18 protein-coding genes are annotated in these 21,181 nt (G+C 74.2%); 14 read left to right on the top strand and 4 right to left on the bottom strand.

All coding sequences use genetic code 11. The annotated features are described in order from the left end of the window. Positions 1 to 35: 35 nt before the first annotated feature. Positions 36 to 923, top strand: a complete 888-nt coding sequence (locus AB1207_RS02395; protein WP_367636196.1) for a cupin domain-containing protein — start codon at positions 36 to 38, stop codon at positions 921 to 923. Here AB1207_RS02395 and AB1207_RS02390 read toward each other — a convergent pair. After that, entirely contained in the window at positions 863 to 1,756 is an 894-nt protein-coding gene (locus tag AB1207_RS02390; protein WP_367636195.1) for a MurR/RpiR family transcriptional regulator, read from the bottom strand. The two genes, AB1207_RS02395 and AB1207_RS02390, sit on opposite strands and share 61 nt — an antisense overlap. Positions 1,757 to 1,850: 94 nt before the next feature. On the opposite strand from AB1207_RS02390, the gene AB1207_RS02385 reads away from it, so the two are divergent. Further along, positions 1,851 to 2,891, top strand: a complete 1,041-nt coding sequence (locus AB1207_RS02385) for an SIS domain-containing protein (RefSeq protein ID WP_367636194.1) — start codon at positions 1,851 to 1,853, stop codon at positions 2,889 to 2,891. Next, on the top strand, positions 2,888 to 3,997 hold the full coding sequence (gene nagA, locus AB1207_RS02380) for an N-acetylglucosamine-6-phosphate deacetylase (protein WP_367636193.1): 1,110 nt from the start codon (positions 2,888 to 2,890) through the stop codon (positions 3,995 to 3,997). Before AB1207_RS02385 ends, nagA begins: the two co-directional genes overlap by 4 nt. An 86-nt stretch (positions 3,998 to 4,083) precedes the next feature. On the opposite strand, the gene AB1207_RS02375 is transcribed toward nagA, so the two are convergent. After that, positions 4,084 to 5,628 carry an APC family permease gene (locus AB1207_RS02375; protein ID WP_367636192.1) on the bottom strand — a complete coding sequence of 515 codons (1,545 nt, stop codon included), beginning with the start codon at positions 5,626 to 5,628 and terminating at the stop codon, positions 4,084 to 4,086. A 190-nt stretch (positions 5,629 to 5,818) separates the two neighbouring features. On the opposite strand from AB1207_RS02375, the gene AB1207_RS02370 reads away from it, so the two are divergent. After that, complete coding sequence (locus AB1207_RS02370) at positions 5,819 to 7,804, top strand: primary-amine oxidase (protein WP_367636191.1); 1,986 nt, start codon at positions 5,819 to 5,821, stop codon at positions 7,802 to 7,804. Between the two features lie 52 nt (positions 7,805 to 7,856). On the opposite strand, the gene AB1207_RS02365 is transcribed toward AB1207_RS02370, so the two are convergent. Beyond that, positions 7,857 to 9,266 (bottom strand): NAD(P)/FAD-dependent oxidoreductase, encoded by a 1,410-nt coding sequence (locus AB1207_RS02365; RefSeq protein ID WP_367636190.1) that lies wholly within the window; start codon positions 9,264 to 9,266, stop codon positions 7,857 to 7,859. Positions 9,267 to 9,314: 48 nt separating this feature from the next. On the opposite strand from AB1207_RS02365, the gene AB1207_RS02360 reads away from it, so the two are divergent. The 9 genes from AB1207_RS02360 to AB1207_RS02320 all read left to right on the top strand — a co-directional run bounded on the left by AB1207_RS02360 (position 9,315) and on the right by AB1207_RS02320 (position 19,405). Continuing rightward, on the top strand, positions 9,315 to 9,782 hold the full coding sequence (locus tag AB1207_RS02360) for an Lrp/AsnC family transcriptional regulator (protein ID WP_367636189.1): 468 nt from the start codon (positions 9,315 to 9,317) through the stop codon (positions 9,780 to 9,782). 74 nt (positions 9,783 to 9,856) lie between these two features. Continuing rightward, positions 9,857 to 11,251, top strand: a complete 1,395-nt coding sequence (locus AB1207_RS02355; protein WP_367636188.1) for an aspartate aminotransferase family protein — start codon at positions 9,857 to 9,859, stop codon at positions 11,249 to 11,251. Continuing rightward, on the top strand, positions 11,248 to 12,600 hold the full coding sequence (locus AB1207_RS02350) for an NAD(P)/FAD-dependent oxidoreductase (protein WP_367636187.1): 1,353 nt from the start codon (positions 11,248 to 11,250) through the stop codon (positions 12,598 to 12,600). Before AB1207_RS02355 ends, AB1207_RS02350 begins: the two co-directional genes overlap by 4 nt. 153 nt (positions 12,601 to 12,753) lie before the next feature. After that, a complete protein-coding gene (locus tag AB1207_RS02345) occupies positions 12,754 to 14,442 on the top strand; it encodes an amidohydrolase (protein WP_367636186.1) in 1,689 nt (562 codons plus the stop codon). After that, positions 14,439 to 15,584 carry an ABC transporter ATP-binding protein gene (locus tag AB1207_RS02340; protein ID WP_367636185.1) on the top strand — a complete coding sequence of 382 codons (1,146 nt, stop codon included), beginning with the start codon at positions 14,439 to 14,441 and terminating at the stop codon, positions 15,582 to 15,584. The genes AB1207_RS02345 and AB1207_RS02340 overlap by 4 nt, the downstream gene beginning before the upstream one ends. Continuing rightward, the gene (locus AB1207_RS02335) at positions 15,581 to 16,750 is read left to right on the top strand and encodes a polyamine ABC transporter substrate-binding protein (RefSeq protein WP_367636184.1); all 1,170 of its coding nucleotides are present in this window, start codon (positions 15,581 to 15,583) and stop codon (positions 16,748 to 16,750) included. The genes AB1207_RS02340 and AB1207_RS02335 overlap by 4 nt, the downstream gene beginning before the upstream one ends. Then, positions 16,750 to 17,634, top strand: coding sequence for an ABC transporter permease (locus tag AB1207_RS02330; protein WP_367636183.1), 885 nt, complete (start codon positions 16,750 to 16,752; stop codon positions 17,632 to 17,634). Before AB1207_RS02335 ends, AB1207_RS02330 begins: the two co-directional genes overlap by 1 nt. Further along, entirely contained in the window at positions 17,631 to 18,515 is an 885-nt protein-coding gene (locus AB1207_RS02325; RefSeq protein WP_367636182.1) for an ABC transporter permease, read from the top strand. Before AB1207_RS02330 ends, AB1207_RS02325 begins: the two co-directional genes overlap by 4 nt. 86 nt (positions 18,516 to 18,601) lie before the next feature. Beyond that, the gene (locus AB1207_RS02320; protein WP_367636181.1) at positions 18,602 to 19,405 is read left to right on the top strand and encodes a hypothetical protein; all 804 of its coding nucleotides are present in this window, start codon (positions 18,602 to 18,604) and stop codon (positions 19,403 to 19,405) included. Here the strand turns inward: AB1207_RS02320 and AB1207_RS02315 are convergent. Beyond that, entirely contained in the window at positions 19,383 to 20,168 is a 786-nt protein-coding gene (locus tag AB1207_RS02315; protein ID WP_367636180.1) for an SDR family NAD(P)-dependent oxidoreductase, read from the bottom strand. The genes AB1207_RS02320 and AB1207_RS02315 overlap by 23 nt on opposite strands. A gap of 101 nt (positions 20,169 to 20,269) precedes the next feature. Between AB1207_RS02315 and AB1207_RS02310 the strand changes: the two genes are divergently transcribed. Continuing rightward, positions 20,270 to 21,127, top strand: coding sequence for a helix-turn-helix transcriptional regulator (locus tag AB1207_RS02310; protein ID WP_367636179.1), 858 nt, complete (start codon positions 20,270 to 20,272; stop codon positions 21,125 to 21,127). Positions 21,128 to 21,181 lie beyond the last annotated feature (54 nt).

Genomic DNA, 21,181 nt, shown 5'->3' with positions numbered 1-21,181 from the left:
TGTCCTGCCGTCTCACCACCGCCTAGCCTCGACCCGTGCTCAGCGACCTGTTCGCGGGGACTGCCACCGACGTCACGCTGTCCCACCTGCGCGACCCCTGGGGTCTGCGGTTCGAGACGCCGGCCGTTCTCGTCGTCCACGTGCTCGTCCGCGGTGCGGCCCGGTGCGCGGACCACCCCCTGCGCCCCGGGGACGTCGCGCTGGTCCGGGGACCGCACGAGCTGACCGACCCCGCCGGCACGACGCCGGGAGCGGTCGTCGACGGACCGGGCCGGTCCCGGGAACCCCACGAACCGGCCCACCTCGCAGGCGACCGCTGGCGGTTGCCGGGGGCGCGCAGCTACGGCGACGCGCTCGACGCCCCGACACTCCTCGTCCACGCCGCGTACCTCGCCGGGGACCCCGTCGGGCGCCGTGCCCTGGCCGGGTTCCCACCGGTGCTGACCGGGCGGGCGCCCGAGCACCTGCTGGCGCTGCTCGCGCAGGAGTCCGTCCGGGACGGACCCGCGCAGCGCGCGGTGCTCGACCGGCTCGTCGACCTGCTGGTCCTCACCGTCCTTCGTGGGCGCCGCGACGTCGGGTCGATCAGCGCCGCAGCCGATCCGGTCGTCGGACCGGTGCTGGACCTGCTGCACTCCCGGCCCGCGCAGCGGTGGACCGTGGCGGCGCTCGCGGAACGGGCGGGCGTGTCGAGGGCCACCTTCGCCCGGCGCTTCGCCGAGGTGGTGGGCAGCCCGCCGCAGCGCTACCTGACGGAACTGCGCCTCGACCTGGCCACCGACCTGCTGCGGCGCACCGACCGGACGCTCGCCTCGATCGCCGCCGAGGTCGGGTACGCCGACGCGTTCGCGTTGAGCACGGCCTACCGGCGGCGGCGCGGCCGGCCGCCGTCGGCCGAGCGGGGTTCCTCCACCGCCCGGTAGGTCCGTTGCAGCGCGTCCCCGGCGCGGTCGCCGAGGCGTTGCACGACCGCGACGTACAGGCAGTCCAGGACGAGCGCCGTCGCGGCCCGGCTCGCCATCGCGCCTGCGCGGTAAGCGGTCTCGCGTCCGGTGGCGAGGAGGACGTGGTCGGCCGTCCCGGCCAGCGGGGACCCCGCCGAACTCGTCACGGCGACGACCGTGGCGCCCCGGTCGCGGGCGCGGCCGGCCGCCGCGACGACGTCGGGGGTGCGGCCGGAGTGGCTGACGACGAGCGCGGTGTCGTCCGGACCGAGGGTCTCGGAACTGACGAGCGCCGCGTGGCCCTCCGTCCGCAACCGCGTCAACAGCCCGACGCGGACGGCCTTGTGGTCGAAGTCCGCGGCCAGCAGGCCGGAGGCCCCGATGCCCCAGCAGTCGACGGCGCGCGCGCCCTGGACGGCGTCGGCCGCTGCGCCGAGGGCGGTCAGGTCGATCGTGCGCGCCGTGGCGTGCAGGGCCTCGCTCTCCAGGGCGGTGAGCGTCGCGACGACGCCGGCGAGGTCGGGCGCGTCCTCGGGGGACTCCGTCAGCAGCGCGGCCGGAGCCGGGGCGGGTCCGGCCGCGGCGAGGGCCAGGCGCAGCTGCGGGTACCCGGCGAACCCCAGGGAACGCGCCGTCCGCACGACGGTCGCCTCGCTCGTCCCGGTACGGGCCGCGAGGTCGGTGACGGTGAACTGGGCGGACGCGACGGGGTCCTCGAGCAGGGCGGTGAGCACCCGGGCGCCGGACGCCGTCGCCGCGGGGACGGCGGCGAGCAGGTGGGCGCGCAGGGCGTCGGGGTCGGGTGCGGTCACAGGGCTCCGTCCAGGGTCTGGCGAGAACTTTCGCCGGGCGCTACCGTCGTGTCAACTTCCTTCACCGGAATCCCACCTCCCGTCTGGAGACCCGTTGAGCCCCGCCCGTGGCCACCTCGTCCGTTCCGAGATCGCCGAACAGCCCGCCGTCGCGGACCGGATCCTCACCGCCGCGGACGGTGAGCTCGCCCGGATCGCCGGTGTCCTTCGGGACAAGGCTCCGCGCGCCGTCCTCCTGACCGCGCGCGGCACGAGCGACCACGCCGCGCTCTACGCCAAGTACCTGCTGGAGATCGGCCTCGGCCTGCCCTGCGGGCTCACCTCGACCTCGACGCTCACCGTCTACGAGGCGACGCCCGACCTGCGCGACGTGCTCTGGATCAGCATCAGCCAGTCCGGCGGGTCCCCGGACCTCGTCGAGTCCACCGCCGCGGCCCGCCGCGCCGGGGCCATCACGCTCGCCGTGACGAACAACCCCGCGTCGCCGCTCGCGCAGGCCGCCGAGCACCACCTCGACGTGCACGCCGGCCCGGAACTGGCCGTCGCGGCGACCAAGAGCTACACGGCCCAGCTGCTGACGCTCTGGCTGCTCGTGACCACCTGGCGCGGCGGCGACCTCGCGCCCGCGAAGGCCCTGCCCGGGTTCCTCGAGCAGGCCGTCTCGGCCACCGACGTGCCCGACGTCGCCGCGCGCTACCGGTTCGTCGACCGCCTCGTCGTCACCGCCCGCGGGTACTCCTACCCGACGGCGCGCGAGGCCGCGCTGAAGCTCATGGAGACCTCATACCTGTCGGCGCAGGCGTTCTCGGCCGCCGACCTCATGCACGGCCCGCTCGCCATGGTCGACGCGGACCGGCCCGTCATCGCCGTCGTCCCCCAGGGCCGCGGCGGGGAGGCCATGGCGCCCGTGCTCGACGCGCTGCGCGACCGCGGTGCCGACGTCTGCGCCGTCGCCCCCGAGGGCCTGGCGCCCGACGCGACCGTCCGCCTCGGCCTGCCCGGCGGGATGCCCGAGGAACTGGCCCCCGTCGTGCAGATCGTTCCACTGCAGCGGCTTGCGCTCGAGATGGCCGTCGCGCGCGGGCTGGACCCGGACGCTCCGCGCGGGCTGCGGAAGGTCACCGAGACCCGATGACCGTCCTGGCGCGGGGCACCGTCCACACCGGCTCCCGGGTCCTGCCCGACGGCTGGGCCCTGCTGGACGGCCGTGAGGTCGTCGCCGTGGGGGCGGGCCCCGCGCCGGACGCGGACCAGACCGTCGAGGGGGCCCACGTGGTCCCCGGTTTCGTCGACGTGCACTGCCACGGCGGGGGCGGCGCCAGCTTCGGTGGTCGTGGGGACGAGGCCGTCGCGGCCGCCCGCACCGTCGCCGCGACCCACCGCGCGCACGGGACGACGACCCTCGTCGCGAGCCTCGTCACCCGCCCGGTCGACGAACTCGCCGCCACCGTGGACGCCCTCGCCGACCTCGTGACCGACGGGGAACTGGCCGGTGTCCACCTCGAGGGGCCGTGGCTGAGCCCGGACCACCGCGGCGCCCACGCCCCCGGCCTGCTGCGCGCGCCCGAGCCCGTCGACCTCGACCGGTTCCTGCGCACGGGGCTCGTGCGGATGGTGACCATCGCGCCCGAACTGCCCGGGGGACTGGCTGCGGTGCAGCAGATCTCGGCCGCCGGGGCGATCGCCTCCATCGGCCACACCGGCGCCGACGCCGACACCACCCGGCGCGCCGTCGACGCCGGTGCCCGGTGGGCGACGCACCTGTTCAACGCCATGCCCCCCGTCCACCACCGCGAACCCGGCGCCGTCCCCGCGCTGCTCGACGACGACCGCGTCACCGTCGAGCTCATCGCCGACGGCGTGCACCTGCACCCGCTCGTCGTCGCGCTCGCCGCCCGGCGCGCCGGCCGCGGACGCGTCGCCCTCGTCACCGACGCCATGGCCGCGACCGGGTCGGCCGACGGCCGCTACCGGCTGGGCGACCTCGAGGTCGACGTCCTCGACGGGGTGGCCCGGCTCGCCGACGGCGGGTCGATCGCCGGCAGCACCCTGACCCTGGACCGCGCCCTGCGGTTCGCGGTGACGGAGGCGGGGCTGGCGTTCGAGGACGCGCTCGACGCCGTCACCGCGACCCCGGCGCGGCTCCTGGGCCGGGCCGACGTCGGCCACCTCGAACCCGGCGCCCGCGGCGGCGCCGTCGTCCTCGACGCCGACCTCGCGCTCCGCCGCGTCCTCACCTGACGCGCGCCTGGCGGGTCGGTGTCGTTGACGCGAAGCACCGGTAGGTTCGGCGCTTCGCGTCAACGACACGAACGGGGGAGGGCTCTTCAGAGCCCCCCGACGGGCGGCTGCCCGGTGTCGGGGACGAGGACGGGGGTGTCCGCGTCGAGCGTCTCGCCGCGGAAGAACGCGCCCAGCCGGGCGGCGCACAGCAGCATCAGCGGCACCCCGAGGGCCAGCATCCCGACGCCGATGACGAACACCCCGCCGAGGGGCCCGAACGTCGTGAACCCGTAGTCCGGGGCCAGCATGTCGACGCTGCTCTGGACGAAGGCCCACAGCATCGCCAGGCCGCCGAGGGCCGGGAACACCCCGCGCAGCAGCAGGTCCCGGGCCGAGCGGGTCAGCGTCCGGCGGAAGAACCACACGCACGAGAACGCCGTGATGCCGTAGTAGAACGCGACGGCCAGCCCGAGCGAGGCGATGGAGTCCTGCAGGGCGTTCTGGCTCACCAGACTCAGCACGAGGTAGAACGCGACCGCTGCCGCGCCCATCACGACCGTCCCGTAGGACGGCGTCTTGAACCGCGGGTGGACCTTCGCGAACCGTTGCGGCAGAGCGCCGTAGACGGCCATCGACAGCGTGCCGCGGGCCGTCGGCAGGATGGTCGTCTGCGTCGAGGAGGCCGCGGAGATCGCGACGGTCACCAGCAGCAGACCGGACAGGACGGCCCCGCCGACGGGAGCGCCGAGGGTGGACAGGACGTCGTCGGCGTTCTCGGGGTTGTTCAGCCCGATGCCCGTCGTCCCGAACCCGGCGTAGGCCTGCACCGCGACCGCGACGAGGACGTACGTCACGACGAGGATCACCGTCGCCAGCAGTGCGGCCCGGCCCGGGGTCCGGTCGGCGTCGCGGGTCTCCTCGCTGACGGCCAGGCACGCGTCCCAGCCCCAGTAGATGAAGATGCAGAGGATCACGGCCTCGGCCATGGCCGACCCGCTGACCCCGAACGGGGAGAACCAGTCCCACTGCGGCCGGACGGCCTGCTCGCCGGCGCCGCCGCTGTAGACGAGGTACAGTGCACCGAGCGACACGACGCCCAGCACGAGGAACTGCACGACGATGAGGACGTTCTGGACGCGTTCGGAGATCACGATCCCGCGGTAGCTGACCCACGTCATGCCGACGATGAACACGAGGCCGAGCGCGACCCGCAGCGGCAGGTTCTCGGCGGCTCCGTCCAGGCCGAGGAACCGCAGCGTGTAGACGGCGGAGATCTCGGCGACGTTGGCGAGCACGATGATCGCCGAGACGGCCACGCCCCAGCCGCCCATCCAGCCGACCCAGGGGCCGAACGCCTTGGTGCCCCACGTGAACGTCGTCCCGCAGTCCGGCGCCGCGCGGTTGAGCTCGCGGTAGGCGACGGCCACGAGCAGCATCGGCACGAACGCCACGAGGAACATCGCCGGCGCCTTGTCGTGCACCGCCAGGACGATGTAGCCGAGGGTGGCGGCGAGGCTGTAGACGGGGGCGGTGGCGCCGAGCCCGATGACCGTGTTGCCCCACAGCCCGAGCGCTCCGGACTGCAGTCCCTTGCCGGCCGCGGGTGAGGTGGGCAGCGGCGAGCTCGGGGGGTGGTCGGCACGTGCCATCGGGGCTCCTGACGTCGAGGGGGGTCCAGAACCGGGCGACCCTAACAGCGCGAGATGACGTGCTCGCGGAATCCGTCGTGACCGCCGTGCAACGCGACGGAAAACGTGGGTCCCGCTGGACGGGTCCTGACCTCTCGGTCAGACTGGCCGTCCATCAGCCGATGGAGCCCACCGATGGAGGAGGACTGCCGTGCCGGCGCACCCGCTGGTCCCGTTGGACGCCGAGGAGTTCGGCCGCAACCTGGAGGTGCTGCGGGGGAGCGGTCGCCTGGTCCCCTCCATGCGCTTCGCCGGCGTCGTGCTCGCCGAGCCGCCCAAGGCCGACGTCCTGGCGTGGCGGACCGGTGACGACGTCCCCCGGCGTGCGCGTTCCATCGTCTGGGACCGCGCCGACGGCCGGACGTACGACGTCCTCGTCGACCTCGTGGCCGGGGTGGTCGAGCGCTTCGAGCACCTGCCGGGGGTGACCCCGAACTTCACGCTCGACGAGTTCCACGAGGCCGAGGAGGCGCTCAAGCGCGAACCGCGCGTCGTCGAGGCGCTCGCCGCCCGTGGGCTGACCGACCTCGACCTCGTCCTGTTGGACACCTGGACCTTCGGCGCGGCCGTGATGCCCGAGCAGTGGCGCGACCGCCGCCTCGGCTGGGTCGACGTGTGGCGGCGGGAGATGCCCGGCGGCAGCCCGTACGCCCACCCGGTCAGCGGCCTGAAGTTCATCCTCGACATGAACACCTACGAGCTGCTCGACGTCGAGGAGGCGCCCGCCGCCCCCGACGCGCCGACGCGGGGCGAGTACGACCCGGCCTTGACGGGCATCGCCGGTCGCACCGACCTGCGGACCCTCGACATCACCCAGCCCGACGGGCCCTCGTTCACGATCAGCGACGACGGCGAACTGCGCTGGGCGAACTGGTCGGTGCGCCTCGGGTTCACCCACCGCGAGGGGCTGGTCCTGCACCAGCTCGCCTGGCACGACGGGGACGAGCGCCGCGAGGTCGGCTACCGGCTGTCGTTCGCGGAGATGGTCGTGCCCTACCGCGACCCGTCCTTCGACCACCGCCGCCGCACCGCCTACGACATCGGCGAGTGGGGCCTGGGGTACATGACGACGTCCCTGGAACTGGGCTGCGACTGCCTCGGCGAGATCCGCTACGTCGACGCCGTCCTGACCGACTCCCGCGGCGAGGCCTACACCGTGCCGCAGGCGATCTGCCTGCACGAGGAGGACGACGCCGTCCTGTGGAAGCACGTCGACGAGCGCGCCGGCGCCCAGGTGCGGCGTTCGCGGCGCATGGTCGTCTCGTTCCACGCGACCGTCGCGAACTACGAGTACCTCGTCTACTGGCGGCTGTACCTCGACGGGACCATCGAGTGCGAGGTGCGCGCGACGGGGATCATGGTGACGACCCCGCTGCCCGAGGGTGCGCCCACGCCTGCGACGGGGGTCCTCGTCGACGAGCGCACGTACGCGCCCATCCACCAGCACTTCCTCGTCGCGCGCCTCGACCTCGACGTCGACGGGCAGCACGCCACGGTGCACGAGGTCGACACGCACGTCGCACCGACGGGACCGGACAACCCGCACGGCCTGGCCCTGACGACGACCTCGACACCGGTCCGGTCCGAGCGCGAGGCCGGTCGCGACGTCGACTGGCAGAAGCAGCGCGTCTGGAAGGTGGCGAGCACGCGGCGCACCAACGCCGTGGGCACGCCGACGGCCTACAAGCTCACGACGCCCGACGCGATCCCGCACCTGTTCGCCCCGGACGCCCCGCAGTTCCTGCGCGCCCCCGTCATCGGCCACGACGTGTGGGTCACCCGGCACCACGACGACGAGTTGTGGCCGGCGGGCGACCACCCCACGCAGAGCAGCGGGGACGAGGGCATGACCCGGTGGACCGCCGACGACGAACCGCTGGAGGACACCGACGTCGTGCTGTGGCACGTCTTCGGCATCCACCACGTCCCGCGGGTGGAGGACTGGCCCGTCATGCCCCAGGACGCGGTCGCGTTCCGGCTCAAGCCCGCCGGGTTCTTCGACCGCAACCCCGCGCTCGACGCGCCCGCCCCGGGGGGCCACCACGGCCGGCACTGCCACTCCGACCACGGGTCGGGGACCGCGTCGGGGGCCGCGTCGGGGGCCGCGTCGGGGGAGGTGGGCGGCAAGACGGGCTGAGGGACCGGTCGCTGCGCAACGGGTCCTCGCGGACCCGTTGCGCACCCAGGGGCTAGGAGTCGAAACCCAGCCCCAGCCGGTCCAGGGTCCGCAACCACACGTTGCGCTGCCCCTCGTGCCGGTCGGCGTGGTCGAGGGACCGGGTCGTCACCTCCACCCCGCCCCACGCGATCGGTTCCGGGGGGAACGGCACCGGCGGGGTCCGCACGAGGTCGAGCTCGGTGAGTTCCGTCGGGCCGTCCTCCGCCCGGGCCAGCAGGTCCAGCAGGACGTCGGCGGCGAACCGCGTCATCCCGACCCCCAGGCCGGTGTACCCGGCGACGTGCGCGACGCGGCCGCCGTGGCCGGTGCCGAAGAACGGGAAGAACCGCGTGCACGTGTCGATCGCCCCGCCCCAGGCGTGCGTGAACCGCAGCCCCTCCAGCTGCGGGAACGTCTGCTGGAAGTGCGAGGCGAGCGTCCGGAACGAGTCCGCGTTCTGGTCGTACTCCGCCGACAACCGCCGGCCGTAGTGGTAGACGGCGTCGTAGCCGCCGAACAGGACGCGGTCGTCCGTCGTGCGGCGGTAGTAGTGGAAGCGGTTGCCGAGGTCGCCGATGCCCTGGCGGTTCCGCCAGCCGATCGCGTCGAACTGCGCCGTCGACAGCGGTTCGGTCACCAGCGCGTAGTCGTAGACGGGGATCGTGTGCCACCGGTACCGCTGCAGCAACGACGGGAACACGTTGGTGCCCAGCGCGACACGGCGCGCGCGCACGTCGCCGCCGGCCGTCCGCAGGACGACGTCGCGGCCGTCGGAGGACAGACCCCGCACGGCGGTGTGCTCCGCGATGCGGACGCCGAGCTCGAGGCAGGTGCGCTTGAGCTCCCAGCACAGCCGGGCCGGGTTCACGAGCGCGGTGTCGTCCGGCGTCCACGCCCCCGCCAGGTAGGTGGGGGAGTCGACCTGCGCGCGGACGGCGGCCGCGTCGAGGAAACCGGGTTCGGCGCGCAACTGGTCGACCTGGTACGCCTCGGTCGCGACCGACAACCCGCCCGTGCGCTCGAAGTCGCAGGCCCAGCCGTACCGGGCGACGTCGTCCTGCAGACCGTCGAGGTTGGCCAGCCCGAGGGCGTCGAGCCGGTCGACCTCGTCCGGCAGGTGGAGTTCCCCGTTGCTGCGGCCGTGCGTCAGGCTCGCGTCGACGAACCCGCCGTTGCGCCCGGAGGCGGCCCAGCCGATCCACGCGCCCTCCAGCAGCAGCACGTCGCGGTCCGGGTCGCGTTCCTTCGCGCGCAGGGCCGTCCACAGCCCGGTGAAACCGCCGCCCACGACGACGAGGTCGGCGCGGGTGCCGGTGATGAGGGGAGGTTCCGGGTCGGGCCGACCGGGGTCGTCCAACCAGTACGGAGTGCTGGCGACTCCCCGCAAGGCGTCGTCGACGGCCGGTGAACTCGACGTGAGGAACGGCACCCGCCGAGTCATACCCCGGATCGTCGGTGGGCGGCAAGGGGTTCCGCGTAGCATCGGCGGGTGCCCAGCCGACAGCCCGCCCTCGCCCTGGACGACGTCTCCAAACGCATCATCGAGGTGCTCCAGGAGGACGGCCGCATGTCCTACGCGGCGATCGGCAAGGCCGTCGGGTTGTCCGAGGCGGCCGTCCGCCAGCGGGTGCAGCGGCTCCTCGACAGCGGGGTCGTCCAGATCGTCGCGGTGACCGACCCCGTCCAGGTCGGGTTCGCGCGCCAGGCCATGATCGGCATCCGTGCCGAGGGGGACACCCGCATCGTCGCCGACCGGCTGGCCGAGGTCCCCGAGATCGACTACGTCGTGGTCACGGCCGGCTCCTTCGACGTCATCGTCGAGGCGGTCTGCGAGGACGACGACGGGCTGCTCGAGCTCATCAACGCCAAGATCCGCGCCATCCCCGGGGTGGTGGCGACGGAGACCTTCGTCTACCTGAGCCTGCGCAAACAGCTCTACAACTGGGGCACCCGCTGACGGATCCGCAGTCCTGACCCTTTTCCGCGACGGAATGCTTGTGGCAACTGTACCGGCCGGTCTAGTGTCCGGGCATGTCCAGCCACCTCGCGACCACTCCGCGCGGCACCGACCGTTCCGTGGCTGCGCGTGACCACCTGTGGATGCACTTCACGCGGCACGCGCCCTTCGACGCCGGCGACGACGTCCCCGTCATCGTCCGCGGTGAGGGTGCCCGCATCTGGGACTCCCGCGGCCGGGAGTACCTCGACGGACTCGCCGGCCTCTTCACCGTCCAGGTCGGCCACGGCCGCACCGAACTGGCCCAGGCCGCCGCCGAGCAGGCCTCCACCCTGGGGTTCTTCCCGCTGTGGTCCTACGCCCACCCCGCAGCGATCGACCTCGCCGAACGCCTCGCCCACGAGGCCCCGGGCGACCTGGACCGCGTCTTCTTCACCACCAGCGGCAGCGAGGCCGTCGAGACGGCGTGGAAGCTCGCCAAGGCGTACTACAAGCGGACCGGGAAACCGGGCAAGCACAAGGTCGTCAGCCGCTCCATCGCCTACCACGGCACCACGCACGGGGCGTTGTCCATCACGGGCATCCCGGGGGTGAAGGCCGACTTCGAACCCCTCGTCCCCGGCACGTTCCGCGCCCCGAACACCAACCAGTACCGGGCGCCCGAGCACCTGCGCGAGGACGCCAAGGCCTTCGGCCGCTGGGCCGCCGACCGGGTGGGGGAGGCCATCGAGTTCGAGGGTGCCGACACCGTCGCCGCGGTGTTCGTCGAACCCGTCCAGAACGCCGGCGGGTGCTTCCCTCCCCCGCCCGGGTACTTCGAGCGGTTGCGGGAGATCTGCGACGAGCTGGACGTCCTGCTCGTCAGCGACGAGACGATCTGCGCCTTCGGCCGGATCGGGGAGCTGTTCGCCTGCAAAGACTTCGACTACGTCCCGGACATCATCACGTGCGCGAAGGGGCTCACCAGCGGGTACTCCCCGCTCGGTGCGGTCATCGCCTCGGAGCGGATCTTCGAACCGTTCCGGGCGCCGGGTGAGGTGTTCGCGCACGGCTACACGTTCGGCGGACACCCCGTCTCGGCGGCCGTCGCGATGGCGAACCTCGACATCTTCGAGCGCGAGGGTCTCGTGCAGCACGTGCACGAGAACGCGCCGCTGTTCCGGGCCGCGTTGGAACGACTGCTGGACCTGCCCATCGTCGGCGACGTCCGCGGCGCCGGGTTCTTCTACGGGATCGAACTGGTGAAGGACCAGGCGACGCGGGAGACGTTCGACGACGCCGAGTCCGAGCGCCTCCTGCGGGGTTTCCTGTCCCCGGCGCTGTGGGAGGCTGGGTTGTACTGTCGCGCCGACGACCGCGGCGACCCCGTCATCCAGCTCGCGCCGCCGCTCGTCATCGGCCCCCCGGAGTTCGACGACATCGAGCAGCGCCTGCGGTCGGTGCTCACCGAGGCGGGCCGGCTGCTGTGATCCGGTCGCTCTGGGAGGACACCGCTCCGCCGGGCCCGGCGCGCGACCCGCTCGACGGGGACACCGAGGTCGACGTCTGCGTCGTCGGCGCCGGGTACACCGGGTTGTGGACCGCGTACCACGTCCTCGAGCACGACCCGTCCGCGTCCGTCCTCGTCGTCGAGGCCGAGCGGGTCGGGTTCGGGGCCAGCGGCCGCAACGGCGGCTGGTGCTCGGCCCTGCTGCCGCAGGGGGAGGGCGCCCTGGCCGCCGAGCACGGTCCCGCCGCGGCCCGTGCCATGCGGGAGGCCATGCGCGGCACGATCGACGAGGTCGAGCGCGTCGTGCAGGCCGAGGGGATCGACTGCCACTTCCGCCGCGGCGGCACCGTCGTCGTGGCCCGCAGCGAGCCGCAGCTGGCCCGGGCCGCGGCCGAGGTCGCGGCGGACGAGCGCGCCGGGTCGCCGGAGCGGCTGCGGCTGCTGGACGCCGAGCAGACCCGCAAGACCGTCGGCATGACCCGCGCCCTCGGCGCCACGTACACCCCGGACTGCGCCCGCATCCACCCCCTGCGTCTGGCGCGGGGCCTCGCGGAGGCGGTGGAGCGCCGCGGCGGGCGGATCGTCGAGGGCACCCGGGCCACGGAGGTGGCCGCCGGGCGCGTCCGCACCGACCGCGGCACGGTCCGGGCCCGGCACGTCGTGCGCGCCACCGAGGCCTGGACGGCGACGACGGGCACGCGCGAGGTCGTCCCCGTCTACTCGCTCATGGTCGCGACCGAACCCCTCCCCGCCCGGTTCTGGGACCAGGCGGGGCTGGAGGGCGGGGAGACGTTCTCCGACCACCGGCACGTCGTCGTCTACGGCCAGCGCACCGCCGACGACCGCCTCGTCTTCGGCGGACGCGGTGCGCCGTACCACTTCGGCTCCTCGATCAAGCCCGAGTTCGACGGGGACGAAGGGGTCTTCCAGGGTCTGCGCGCCACGCTGCGGGACATGTTCCCCGCCGTCGCCGGCGCCCGGTTCACCCACGCCTGGGGTGGCCCGCTCGGCATCGCACGCGACTGGCACGCCTCCGTCCGGCACGACCCGTCCACCGGTCTCGGCAGCGCCGGCGGCTACGTCGGCGACGGGGTGGGGACCGCGAACCTCGCCGGCCGGACGCTGGCGGCGAGCATCACCGGACAGGACTCCGACCTGCTGCGGCTGCCGTGGTTCGGTCACGTCCCGCCGCGGTGGGAGCCCGAACCGCTGCGCTGGCTCGGCGTCAACGCCGGGCTGCTCGTGGCGCGGGCCGCGGACGCCGCGGAGACCGTCCTGGGGCGGCCCACGCCCCTGTCGACCGCCCTGGCCCGGCTCACGGCGCACTGACGCCGCGGGGGTGGGGCCACCACCCGGAGTGGCCCCGTCCTCACCCGGCCGGTCCGTCAGGGGGCCGGTCGAGGGGCGGAACCGGTGGTGGCAACACGATCGAAACACCGAATCCGTTGTCACGGAGGCGATCTGCTTGTACCTTCCGATGCCATGAGCGGTACTGCGGACCTCGTCCTGCACTCCGGACGGGTCTTCACCGGCTCCGGGCTGCACCCGTCGGCGACGGCGGTGGCCGTCAGCGACGGCCGCGTCGCCGCCGTCGGGACCGACGCCGAGGTGAGGTCCTGGGCCGGGCCGGGCACGCAGGCCGTCGACCTCGCCGGCCGGCTCGTCCTCCCCGGCTTCACCGACGCCCACGTCCACCCCGTCATGGGCGGGCTCGAGCGCCTCGGCTGCGACCTCAGCGAGGTCCACGGCGCGCAGGCCGCGCTCGACCGCGTCGCCGCGTACGCCGCCGCCCACCCCGGGGAGTGGATCTCCGGCGGGGGCTGGTCGATGGCCGACTTCCCCGGCGGCACACCGCGCCGGGAGGACCTCGACCGGATCGTCCCCGACCGCCCCGTCCTGCTGCTGAACCGCGACCACCACGGCGCCTGGGCCAACAGCCGGGCGCTGGAGCTGGCCGGCGTCGACGCCCGCACCCCCGACCCCGCCGACGGCCGCATCGAACGCGATCCCGACGGCACCCCGACGGGGACGCTGCACGAGGGGGCCATGGACCTCGTCAGCCGTCTGCTCCCGCCGGTCACCGAGGACGACCTCGCCGCGGGACTCGCCGAGGGCCAGCGGTACCTGCACTCCGTGGGCGTGACCGGCTGGCAGGACGCCATCGTCGGCAGCTACGCCGGCCACTCCGACACCACGCCCGTCTACCTGCGCGCGGCCGCCGCCGGCACGCTCAGCGCCCGCGTCGTGGGGGCGCTGTGGTGGCCGCGCGGCCGCACCGTCGAGGACGTCGACGACGTCGTGGCCGGGTTCGTCGCCCACCGCGAGCGGGTCGCCGCCGCCGGGTCGGACCGGTTCCGCACGACGAGCGTCAAGATCATGCTGGACGGGGTGGCGGAGAACCGGACCGCCTCGATGCTCAGCCCGTACCTCGACGGCTGCGGCTGCAGCTCGGGGGAGACGGGACTGTCGTACCTGGACCGGGACCTGCTGCTGGCGGCCGTGCCCGCGCTCGACGCGGCCGGTTTCGACGTCCACGTGCACGTCATCGGGGACCGCGCCGTGCGCGACGCCCTCGACGCCGTCGCCCTGGCCCGGCGGTCCCCGAGGTCGCGGGGCGGCCGCCACCACCTGGCGCACCTGCAGGTCGTCCACCCCGACGACGTGCCCCGGTTCGCCGCGCTCGACGTCACCGCCAACGCCCAGGCGCTGTGGGCCTGCGAGGAGGAGCAGATGACCGCGTTGACCACACCCCTGCTGGGGCCGGAGCGGAACTCCTGGCAGTACCCCTTCGGGGGGTTGCTGCGCACCGGAGCCCGGCTCGTCATGGGGTCGGACTGGCCCGTGTCCAGCCCCGACCCGTGGCAGGCCGTGCACGTCGCGGTGAACCGCACCCCGCCCGGGGTCGACGCGCAACCGTTCTTCCCCGAGCAGGCCCTGACCCTCACGCAGGCGCTGCACGCGTACACGGAGGGTTCGGCCTGGATCAACCGCCACGACGACGCCGGCACGCTCGCGCCCGGGGCCGTCGCCGACCTCGCCGTCGCCAGCGCGGACCCGTTCGCCCTGGAACCCCGCGACCTGCACGAGGTGCGGACCGACCTGACGTTCGTGGCGGGTGTCCCCGTCCACGACGCGTCGGAGCCCGCGGACCTGACGGCGGTGGGACGGTGAGTGTGCTCGCCCCCGACACGTCCTCCCTCGCCGGCACCGGCGGCGGGTCAGTCGACATCACCGGGGTCGTCAAGCGGTTCGGCGCTGCGACGGCCGTCGACGGCGTCGACCTGCACGTGCGGTCCGGGGAGTTCCTGTCCCTCCTCGGCCCCAGCGGCTGCGGCAAGACGACCCTGCTGCGGATGCTCGCCGGGTTCGAGCAGCCCGACGCGGGCGACCTCGCCATCGACGGGACCTCCGTCCTCGGGCTGCCCCCGCACCGGCGGCCCGTCAACACGGTGTTCCAGGCGTACGCGTTGTTCCCGCACATGACCGTGGCCGAGAACGTCGCCTACGGCCTGCGGCAGAAGGGACTGCGGCGCAAGCGGGTCGAGGCGCAGGAGATCCGTCGCCGGGTGGGGGAGGCGCTGGAGATGGTGCGCATGAGCGCCTTCGCCCAGCGGTCCCCGAGCGCCCTGTCCGGCGGTCAGCAGCAGCGCGTCGCCCTCGCCCGCGCCCTCGTCAACCGGCCGCAGGTCCTGCTGCTGGACGAACCCCTGTCCGCCCTCGACCGCAAGCTGCGCGAGGAGATGCAGGTCGAGCTCAAGCTCCTCCAGACCAGCCTCGGCACGACGTTCGTGTTCGTCACGCACGACCAGGAGGAGGCCCTGTCGATGAGCGACCGCATCGCGGTCATGCTCGACGGCCGGGTCCAGCAGTTCGGGGTTCCCGAGGAGGTCTACGCCGAACCCGTCAGCGCGTTCGTCGCCGGGTTCATCGGCAAGCAGAACTTCCTGCCCGGGACCCTCGTGCAACCCGGGGTGGTCCGCTGCCCGGAGGGCACGCTGGCCACCCGAGCGGTCGACCTGCCCGAGGGGTCGGCCGTCCTCGCGGCGGTGCGGCCCGAGGCGGTCCAGGTGACCACCGGCGATGCGCAGGCAGCGACCAACCGCGTCCGCGGCCGCCTCGCCGGTGTGGCGCACCTCGGCGACGTCGTCCAGCGCGTCGTCGTGACCTCCTCGGGCGTCGAGGTGCTGGCCCGCGCCCCGCGCGGCGCCGCCGGGCCCGGCACCAGCGAGGTCGGCGCCGAGGTCTGGTGCGGTTTCGCCCCCGAGAACGTCCACGTCTTCCCCGCCCCCCTGACCCCCGGGAGCCCCGCGTGACCGACCACCCCACCGCCCTGGTCCCCGCCGGGACCGCCGGCCGTCTCGACCGCGCCCTCACCCGGCGCCGCAGCGTGCTCGCCGCCCTCGCCTCGACCGCCGCGCTCGCGGCCTGCGGCGGGGGGAAGGACAGCGGTGGCGGGTCCGCGGTCACGCCCGACGGGAAGGTCGAGGACAGCCTCAACGTCTACAGCTGGGCCGACTACGACGACCCGGACAACCTCAAGGAGTTCGAGGCGACGGGCCCCAAGCTCCAGGTCGACAGCTACGCCTCGAACGAGGAGATGATCGCCAAGCTCGTCGCCGCGAACGGCGCCAGCGGGTACGACATCGTCGTCCCCACCGGGTTGTTCATCCCGCAGATGGCCCAGAACGGGCTGCTGGAGGAACTCGACCACAGCAGGCTGAAGAACTTCCCCAACCTCGACCCGGCCTACCTCGGCCGCGACTGGGACCCGGACAACAAGTGGTCGGTGCCGAAGGACTGGGGCACCACCGGGTTCGTCTACGACAACACCGTCGTCAAGCGGCAGCTCACCTCCTGGGCCGACTTCCTCGACGCGGCCAAGAAGGAGGCCTCCGGGAACACCTCGATCCTCGAGGACCCCTGGGAGGTCACGAGCATCTGGTTCGCCGCCAACGGCGTGGACCCGAACACCGAGGACCAGGCGAAGATCAAGGAGGCGCGCGAGGCCCTCGTCAAGGACCTCGCGCCGCACCTGAAGGGTTTCGAGTCCAACCCCGGCAGCAGCGCCATCGCGCAGTCGACGTTCGCCCTCATGCAGTGCTGGAACGGGGACGCCCGCCTCGGGATCGACGCCTCGAGCACGCCCGACAAGTGGACGTACGTGTACCCGACGCCGACCGCGAACCTGTGGATCGACAACTGGTGCATCGCCAAGGGCGCCCAGCACCCCGACGCGGCGTACGCGTTCATCGACTTCATGCTCGAGGAGGACAAGGCCGTCAAGGAGGTCCTCTACACCGGCTACCCGTCGGCCATCAAGGACATCGGGACCAAGGCGGCCGCCGCCGGGCTCGACCGTCCCGAGCTCGTGTTCCCCGACAAGAGCATCGTCGACCGCCTCACCGCCAGCGTCCTCAACAGCGGGCACCAGGCCATCGTCGAGGCCGTGGACGCGATCCGCGCCGCGGCGGGGAACTGATGCTCCGACGGCTGCGCACCCCCTACGGTGCGCTCGCCCTGCCGGCCTGGGTGTTCCTGCTCGGGTTCTTCGTGGCTCCCGTGGCGCTGGTCGTCTGGTACAGCTTCGGCTACAAACCCGGCCTGTTCGGGACGCACGCCAACGACGTCCTGTCGCTGGACCGGTACGGGGAGGCCCTGTCGGGCACCTTCGTGCGCACCTTCTGGAACACGCTGCGCATCGCCGTGGTGGGCACGCTCGTCTGCCTCGTGGTGGCCCTGCCGTTCGCCTACTGGCTCGCGGTCAAGGTGTCGCCGCGCTGGCGCGGGCTGGTGCTGGCCCTCGTCATGGTGCCGTTCTGGACGAACTTCCTCGTCCGCACGCTCGGGTGGCAGATCGCGCTGTCGCCGCAGGGGCCGTTCTCGACGGCGTGGCAGGCCCTGGGAGGGGACCCGTTCGAGGTCCTCTACACCCGCGGTGCCGTCCAGCTCGGCGTGGTCTACAACTACCTGCCCCTCATGCTGCTGCCGCTCTACGTCGCGCTGGAACGCACGAGCCAGGCGCTGCGCGAGGCCAGCCGCGACCTGGGCGCCGGCCGCTGGCGCACCTTCGTCGACGTGACCCTGCCGCTGGCGTTCCCCGGGATCGCCTCCGGCAGCCTGCTGGTGTTCGTGCCGCTCATGGGCGACTACGTCACGGCCACGGTCCTCGGCGGGGCGAAGGGGAACATGGTCGGCCAGCTCGTGGCCGGGCAGTTCCAGTCGGCCCAGAACTGGGCGCTCGGGTCGGCCATGGCCGTCGTCCTCATCCTGTTCACCGGGGGCACCGTGCTGCTCACCGCCCTCGGGGTGCTCGTCGTCCGCCGGGTGCGGCGCGCCCGTCGCCACGTGGAGGTCGCGCTGTGATCGACGAACGTCCGCCCACCGTCGTCCGGTCCCGTCCTGCGCGGCGCCGCAGCCGGTCCGACGCCCTGCTCGGTGTGTGGGGCGTCCTGGTCCTGGCGTTCCTGTTCCTGCCCATCGCCGTGATCGTCGTCTACTCGTTCAACTCCGGGCGCCTGCTGACCTCCTGGGGCGGGGCGGGGTTCGAGGCGTACACGGCCGGGTTGTCCCGGCCGGTCATCCGCGCGGCCGTCGCGACGTCGCTGCAGAGCGCGGCGGGGGCGGCGCTGCTGTCCGCCGTCATCGGCTCGCTGGCCGGCCTGGCCCTCGCGCGGGTCCGCGGCCGCTGGGCCGGCGCGCTGACGCTGCTGCTCGGGCTCACGCTCGTCACCCCCGAGATCGTCGACGCGATCTCGCTGCTCGGCTGGTTCGTCTCCCTCGACACCGAGGCCGGGCTGCCGCTGTTCGGCAACGGCATCGCCCGTCTCGTCATCGCGCACTCGGTGCTGTCGACGGCCGTCGTGACGTTCATCGTCCGGGCCCGCGTCGCCGGGCTGGACTCCCGGCTGGAGGAGGCGGCGGCCGACCTCTACGCGACGCCGTGGCGGCGGTTCCGCGACATCACGCTGCCGCTGGCGGCGCCCGGGGTGCTGGCCGGCGGGCTCATGGCCTTCACGCTCAGCCTCGACAACACGATCGTCGCCAGCTTCGTCTCGCTGCCGGGGGCGAGCCCCTGGCCCGTCTACGTGTTCTCGGCCCTGCGCGCCGGCCTGCGACCGGAGATCGCCGCCGTCTCGACCCTCATGCTGCTGCTGACCCTCGTGGCGCTCGGTGTGGTCGCGCTCGTGCTGCGCCGTTCGGGTGACTCGGCCTCGGACATCGCGCGCACGATGGCGGGGGGCTGACCTCTCACCCGTTGTGGGCGGCGGCGTCCGGGGGCACCATCGGAGGGCCGGACGACGAGCCCGGCTCCCGACCGCGAGGAGGCGGCGTGCGAGCGACGACGGTGGGTTTCTCCGGCTCGGGCGCGTCCCGGCGCGCGCTGCGGTGGGCCGTCCAGTCCAGTGCCGCCGCGGGGCGTCCCCTGCACGTGGTGGTGGGTCCCGGTGGCACGCACGCCGACCTCGACGAGCTGCTGGCCGAGGAGCTGGAACGCGTCCCGGGCCGTGAACCCGCCGTCGACGTGACCCTCACCACCGACGACCCCGTCCGCACCCTCGTCCACGCGGCGCAGGAGGGGGCGGACCTCGTGCTGGGGTGCGGCCGCGACGTCGGCCCCCGGGGTCCGGGGGAGGGGGTCCTCGCCGCGGTCCTCGCCGCCTCGCCCGGGCCGGTCGTCCTCGTCGGTCCCCGCGCGGTGCTCACCCCACCGCGTCGGCTGCTGGTCGTGGGCTCGCCCGAGGACGCGGTGGCGGACTGGGTCCTGCGCCGCGAGCGCGAGCTGCCCGTCCACCTGCTCACCGTCTGGCGGTCGCCGTCGGGTGACGGCGGGAGCGGGCGGCGGCACGCGCACCTGCGCGCCGTCGCCGTCCACCACACGGTGCGGGCGCGCCTGTCCGCCGGGACGCACCGACCGGTGAGGGCCGAGGTGGCCGAGGGTGAACTCGCCGACGTCCTGCCCCGCCGCCTCGCGGTGGGGGACCTCGTCGTGATCGAGGCCGGGTCGGTGGGCGCACTGCCGCTGCGGACGCTGCGGGCTCCCGCCGTCGTCCTCCCGACCCGCCTGCGCGTGTCGCGCCGCGTCGTGGACCTGCGCGAGGACGTCCGGGAGCTCAGGCCCGCGCGACCGACGTGATGCCCCCGTCGACGGCGATCTCCGCGCCGTGGACGTACGCCGCCCGCTCGGACAGGACCCACGCGACGGCGTCGGCGACCTCCTCCGGCCGCCCCGGTCGGCCCGCCGGGGTGCCCAGCGTCATCGCGTCGACGACGTCGGCGGCGGCGTCGTTGACCGGGGTGCGGGTGGCGCCGGGGGACACGGTGTTGACCCGGACGCCGCGGGGCCCGAACTCGGCGGCCCAGGACCGGGCGAGCTGGACCTCGGCGGCCTTCGTGGCGGAGTAGAGGCCGACGAACGGGTGCCCGACGTGGGCCATCCACGACCCGAGCACCACGACCGCGCCGTGCCCCCGCTCCGCCATCGCGGGGGCCAGGGCGGCGGTGAGGACGTGCGGGGCGCGGACGTTGACGGCGAGCGTCGCCTCGAGGTCGGCGTCGGTGAGCCCGACGGTGTCGACGGCCGGGCACAGAGCCGCGTTGTGGACGACGGCGTCGAGCCGGCCGCCCGCCGCGTCGACGGCTGCGGCGGCGAAGGTGCGCAGCGCCTCGGGGGAGGCCGCGAGGTCGGAGGGCACGAACCGGGCGGTGCCCCCGCCGGCCCGCACGTCGGCGACGACGGCCTCGCCGCGGGCGACGTCCCGGCCGGTCACGACGACGGTCCAGCCGTCGGCGGCCAGGGCGCGGGCGGTGGCGGCGCCGATCCCGCTCGTGGAGCCCGTGACGAGGACCGTGCGGTGAGCCCCGTCGGAGTTCTGGGAGGTGGTGGTCTGCGTGGTCATGGCCCCACTCCACGCGGACCCGGGACGGGCCACCAGGGTGCGTCCTGCCCGGGCACGGCGTGACCAGGTCCGGGCCCGCGCCGGCCTCGTACGCTGCGGCAGTGCCTGCCGACCGTGCCGCCCTGGGGGCGTTCCTGCGCTCCCGGCGAGACCGCCTGACCCCGGCCCGGGCCGGCATCACGGCGTTCCCCGGGCCGCGGCGCGTGCCGGGGCTGCGCAAGGAGGAACTGGCCGTCCTGGCCGGGCTGAGCCCGGACCACTACAGCCGGCTGGAGCAGGGCCGGCAGTCCACCGTCAGCGAGGACGTCGTCCACGCCCTCGCCCGGGCCCTGCAGCTCGACGACCTCGAACGCGCCCACCTGCTCGACCTCGCCGCGCCCACCTCCCGGCGCCGACGTTCCGCTCCCGAGGCGCCGCAGCGTGCCGACCCGGGGTTGCTGCGGCTGCTGGACACCCTCGCGCACGTCCCCGCGCTGCTGCTCGGGCGGCGCTCGGAGGTGCTGGCGCGCAACGGTTTGCTGAGCGCGGTGCTCGGGACGCCCATGGAGCCCGGGTCCTCGTTCGCGCGGTGGTTGTTCCTCGACCCCGGCGCCCGCGTCCGCATCGTGAACTGGGCCGACTTCGCGGCTCCGGCGGTCGGCGCCCTGCGCTACGAGCTCGGCCGCCGCCCCGACGACCGGCGCCTGGTCGCGCTCGTCGAGGAGCTGCGCGCGCAGGACCCCGACGTCGCCCGGTGGTGGGCCGACCAGGGCGTCACGTTCCGCACGTCGGTGACCAAGCACGTCGACCACCCGGAGGCGGGGGCTCTCACCTTCGGGATCGAGTCGGTGGTGGCTCCCCTCGACCCCGACCAGCGTCTCGTCGTCTACACCGTCGAGGCCGACTCGCCCACGGCGCGGGTGCTGCCGCTGCTCGCGAGCTGGGGCGCCCCGGAAACGGCTGTCGCCCGCGAACGGTGACGTGGGACGCTCGGCGATGAGTTCGGGCGCCCGGACGGGTCGGAGGAGGAGACG

The organism is Kineococcus endophyticus (assembly GCF_040796495.1).
Taxonomy (GTDB): domain Bacteria; phylum Actinomycetota; class Actinomycetes; order Actinomycetales; family Kineococcaceae; genus Kineococcus; species Kineococcus endophyticus.
Note: the sequence above shows the minus strand (reverse complement) of the source record. Positions and strands in the feature narration are given on the sequence as shown.

Bases quoted from the DNA above. Each gene is read 5' to 3' on its own strand.
- nagA (WP_367636193.1), top strand. From the start codon at position 2,888: ATGACCGTCCTGGCGCGGGGCACCGTCCACACCGGCTCCCGGGTCCTG.
- AB1207_RS02375 (WP_367636192.1), bottom strand. From the start codon at position 5,628: ATGGCACGTGCCGACCACCCCCCGAGCTCGCCGCTGCCCACCTCACCC.
- AB1207_RS02365 (WP_367636190.1), bottom strand. From the start codon at position 9,266: ATGACTCGGCGGGTGCCGTTCCTCACGTCGAGTTCACCGGCCGTCGAC.
- AB1207_RS02355 (WP_367636188.1), top strand. From the start codon at position 9,857: ATGTCCAGCCACCTCGCGACCACTCCGCGCGGCACCGACCGTTCCGTG.
- AB1207_RS02345 (WP_367636186.1), top strand. From the start codon at position 12,754: ATGAGCGGTACTGCGGACCTCGTCCTGCACTCCGGACGGGTCTTCACC.
- AB1207_RS02330 (WP_367636183.1), top strand. From the start codon at position 16,750: ATGCTCCGACGGCTGCGCACCCCCTACGGTGCGCTCGCCCTGCCGGCC.
- AB1207_RS02315 (WP_367636180.1), bottom strand. From the start codon at position 20,168: ATGACCACGCAGACCACCACCTCCCAGAACTCCGACGGGGCTCACCGC.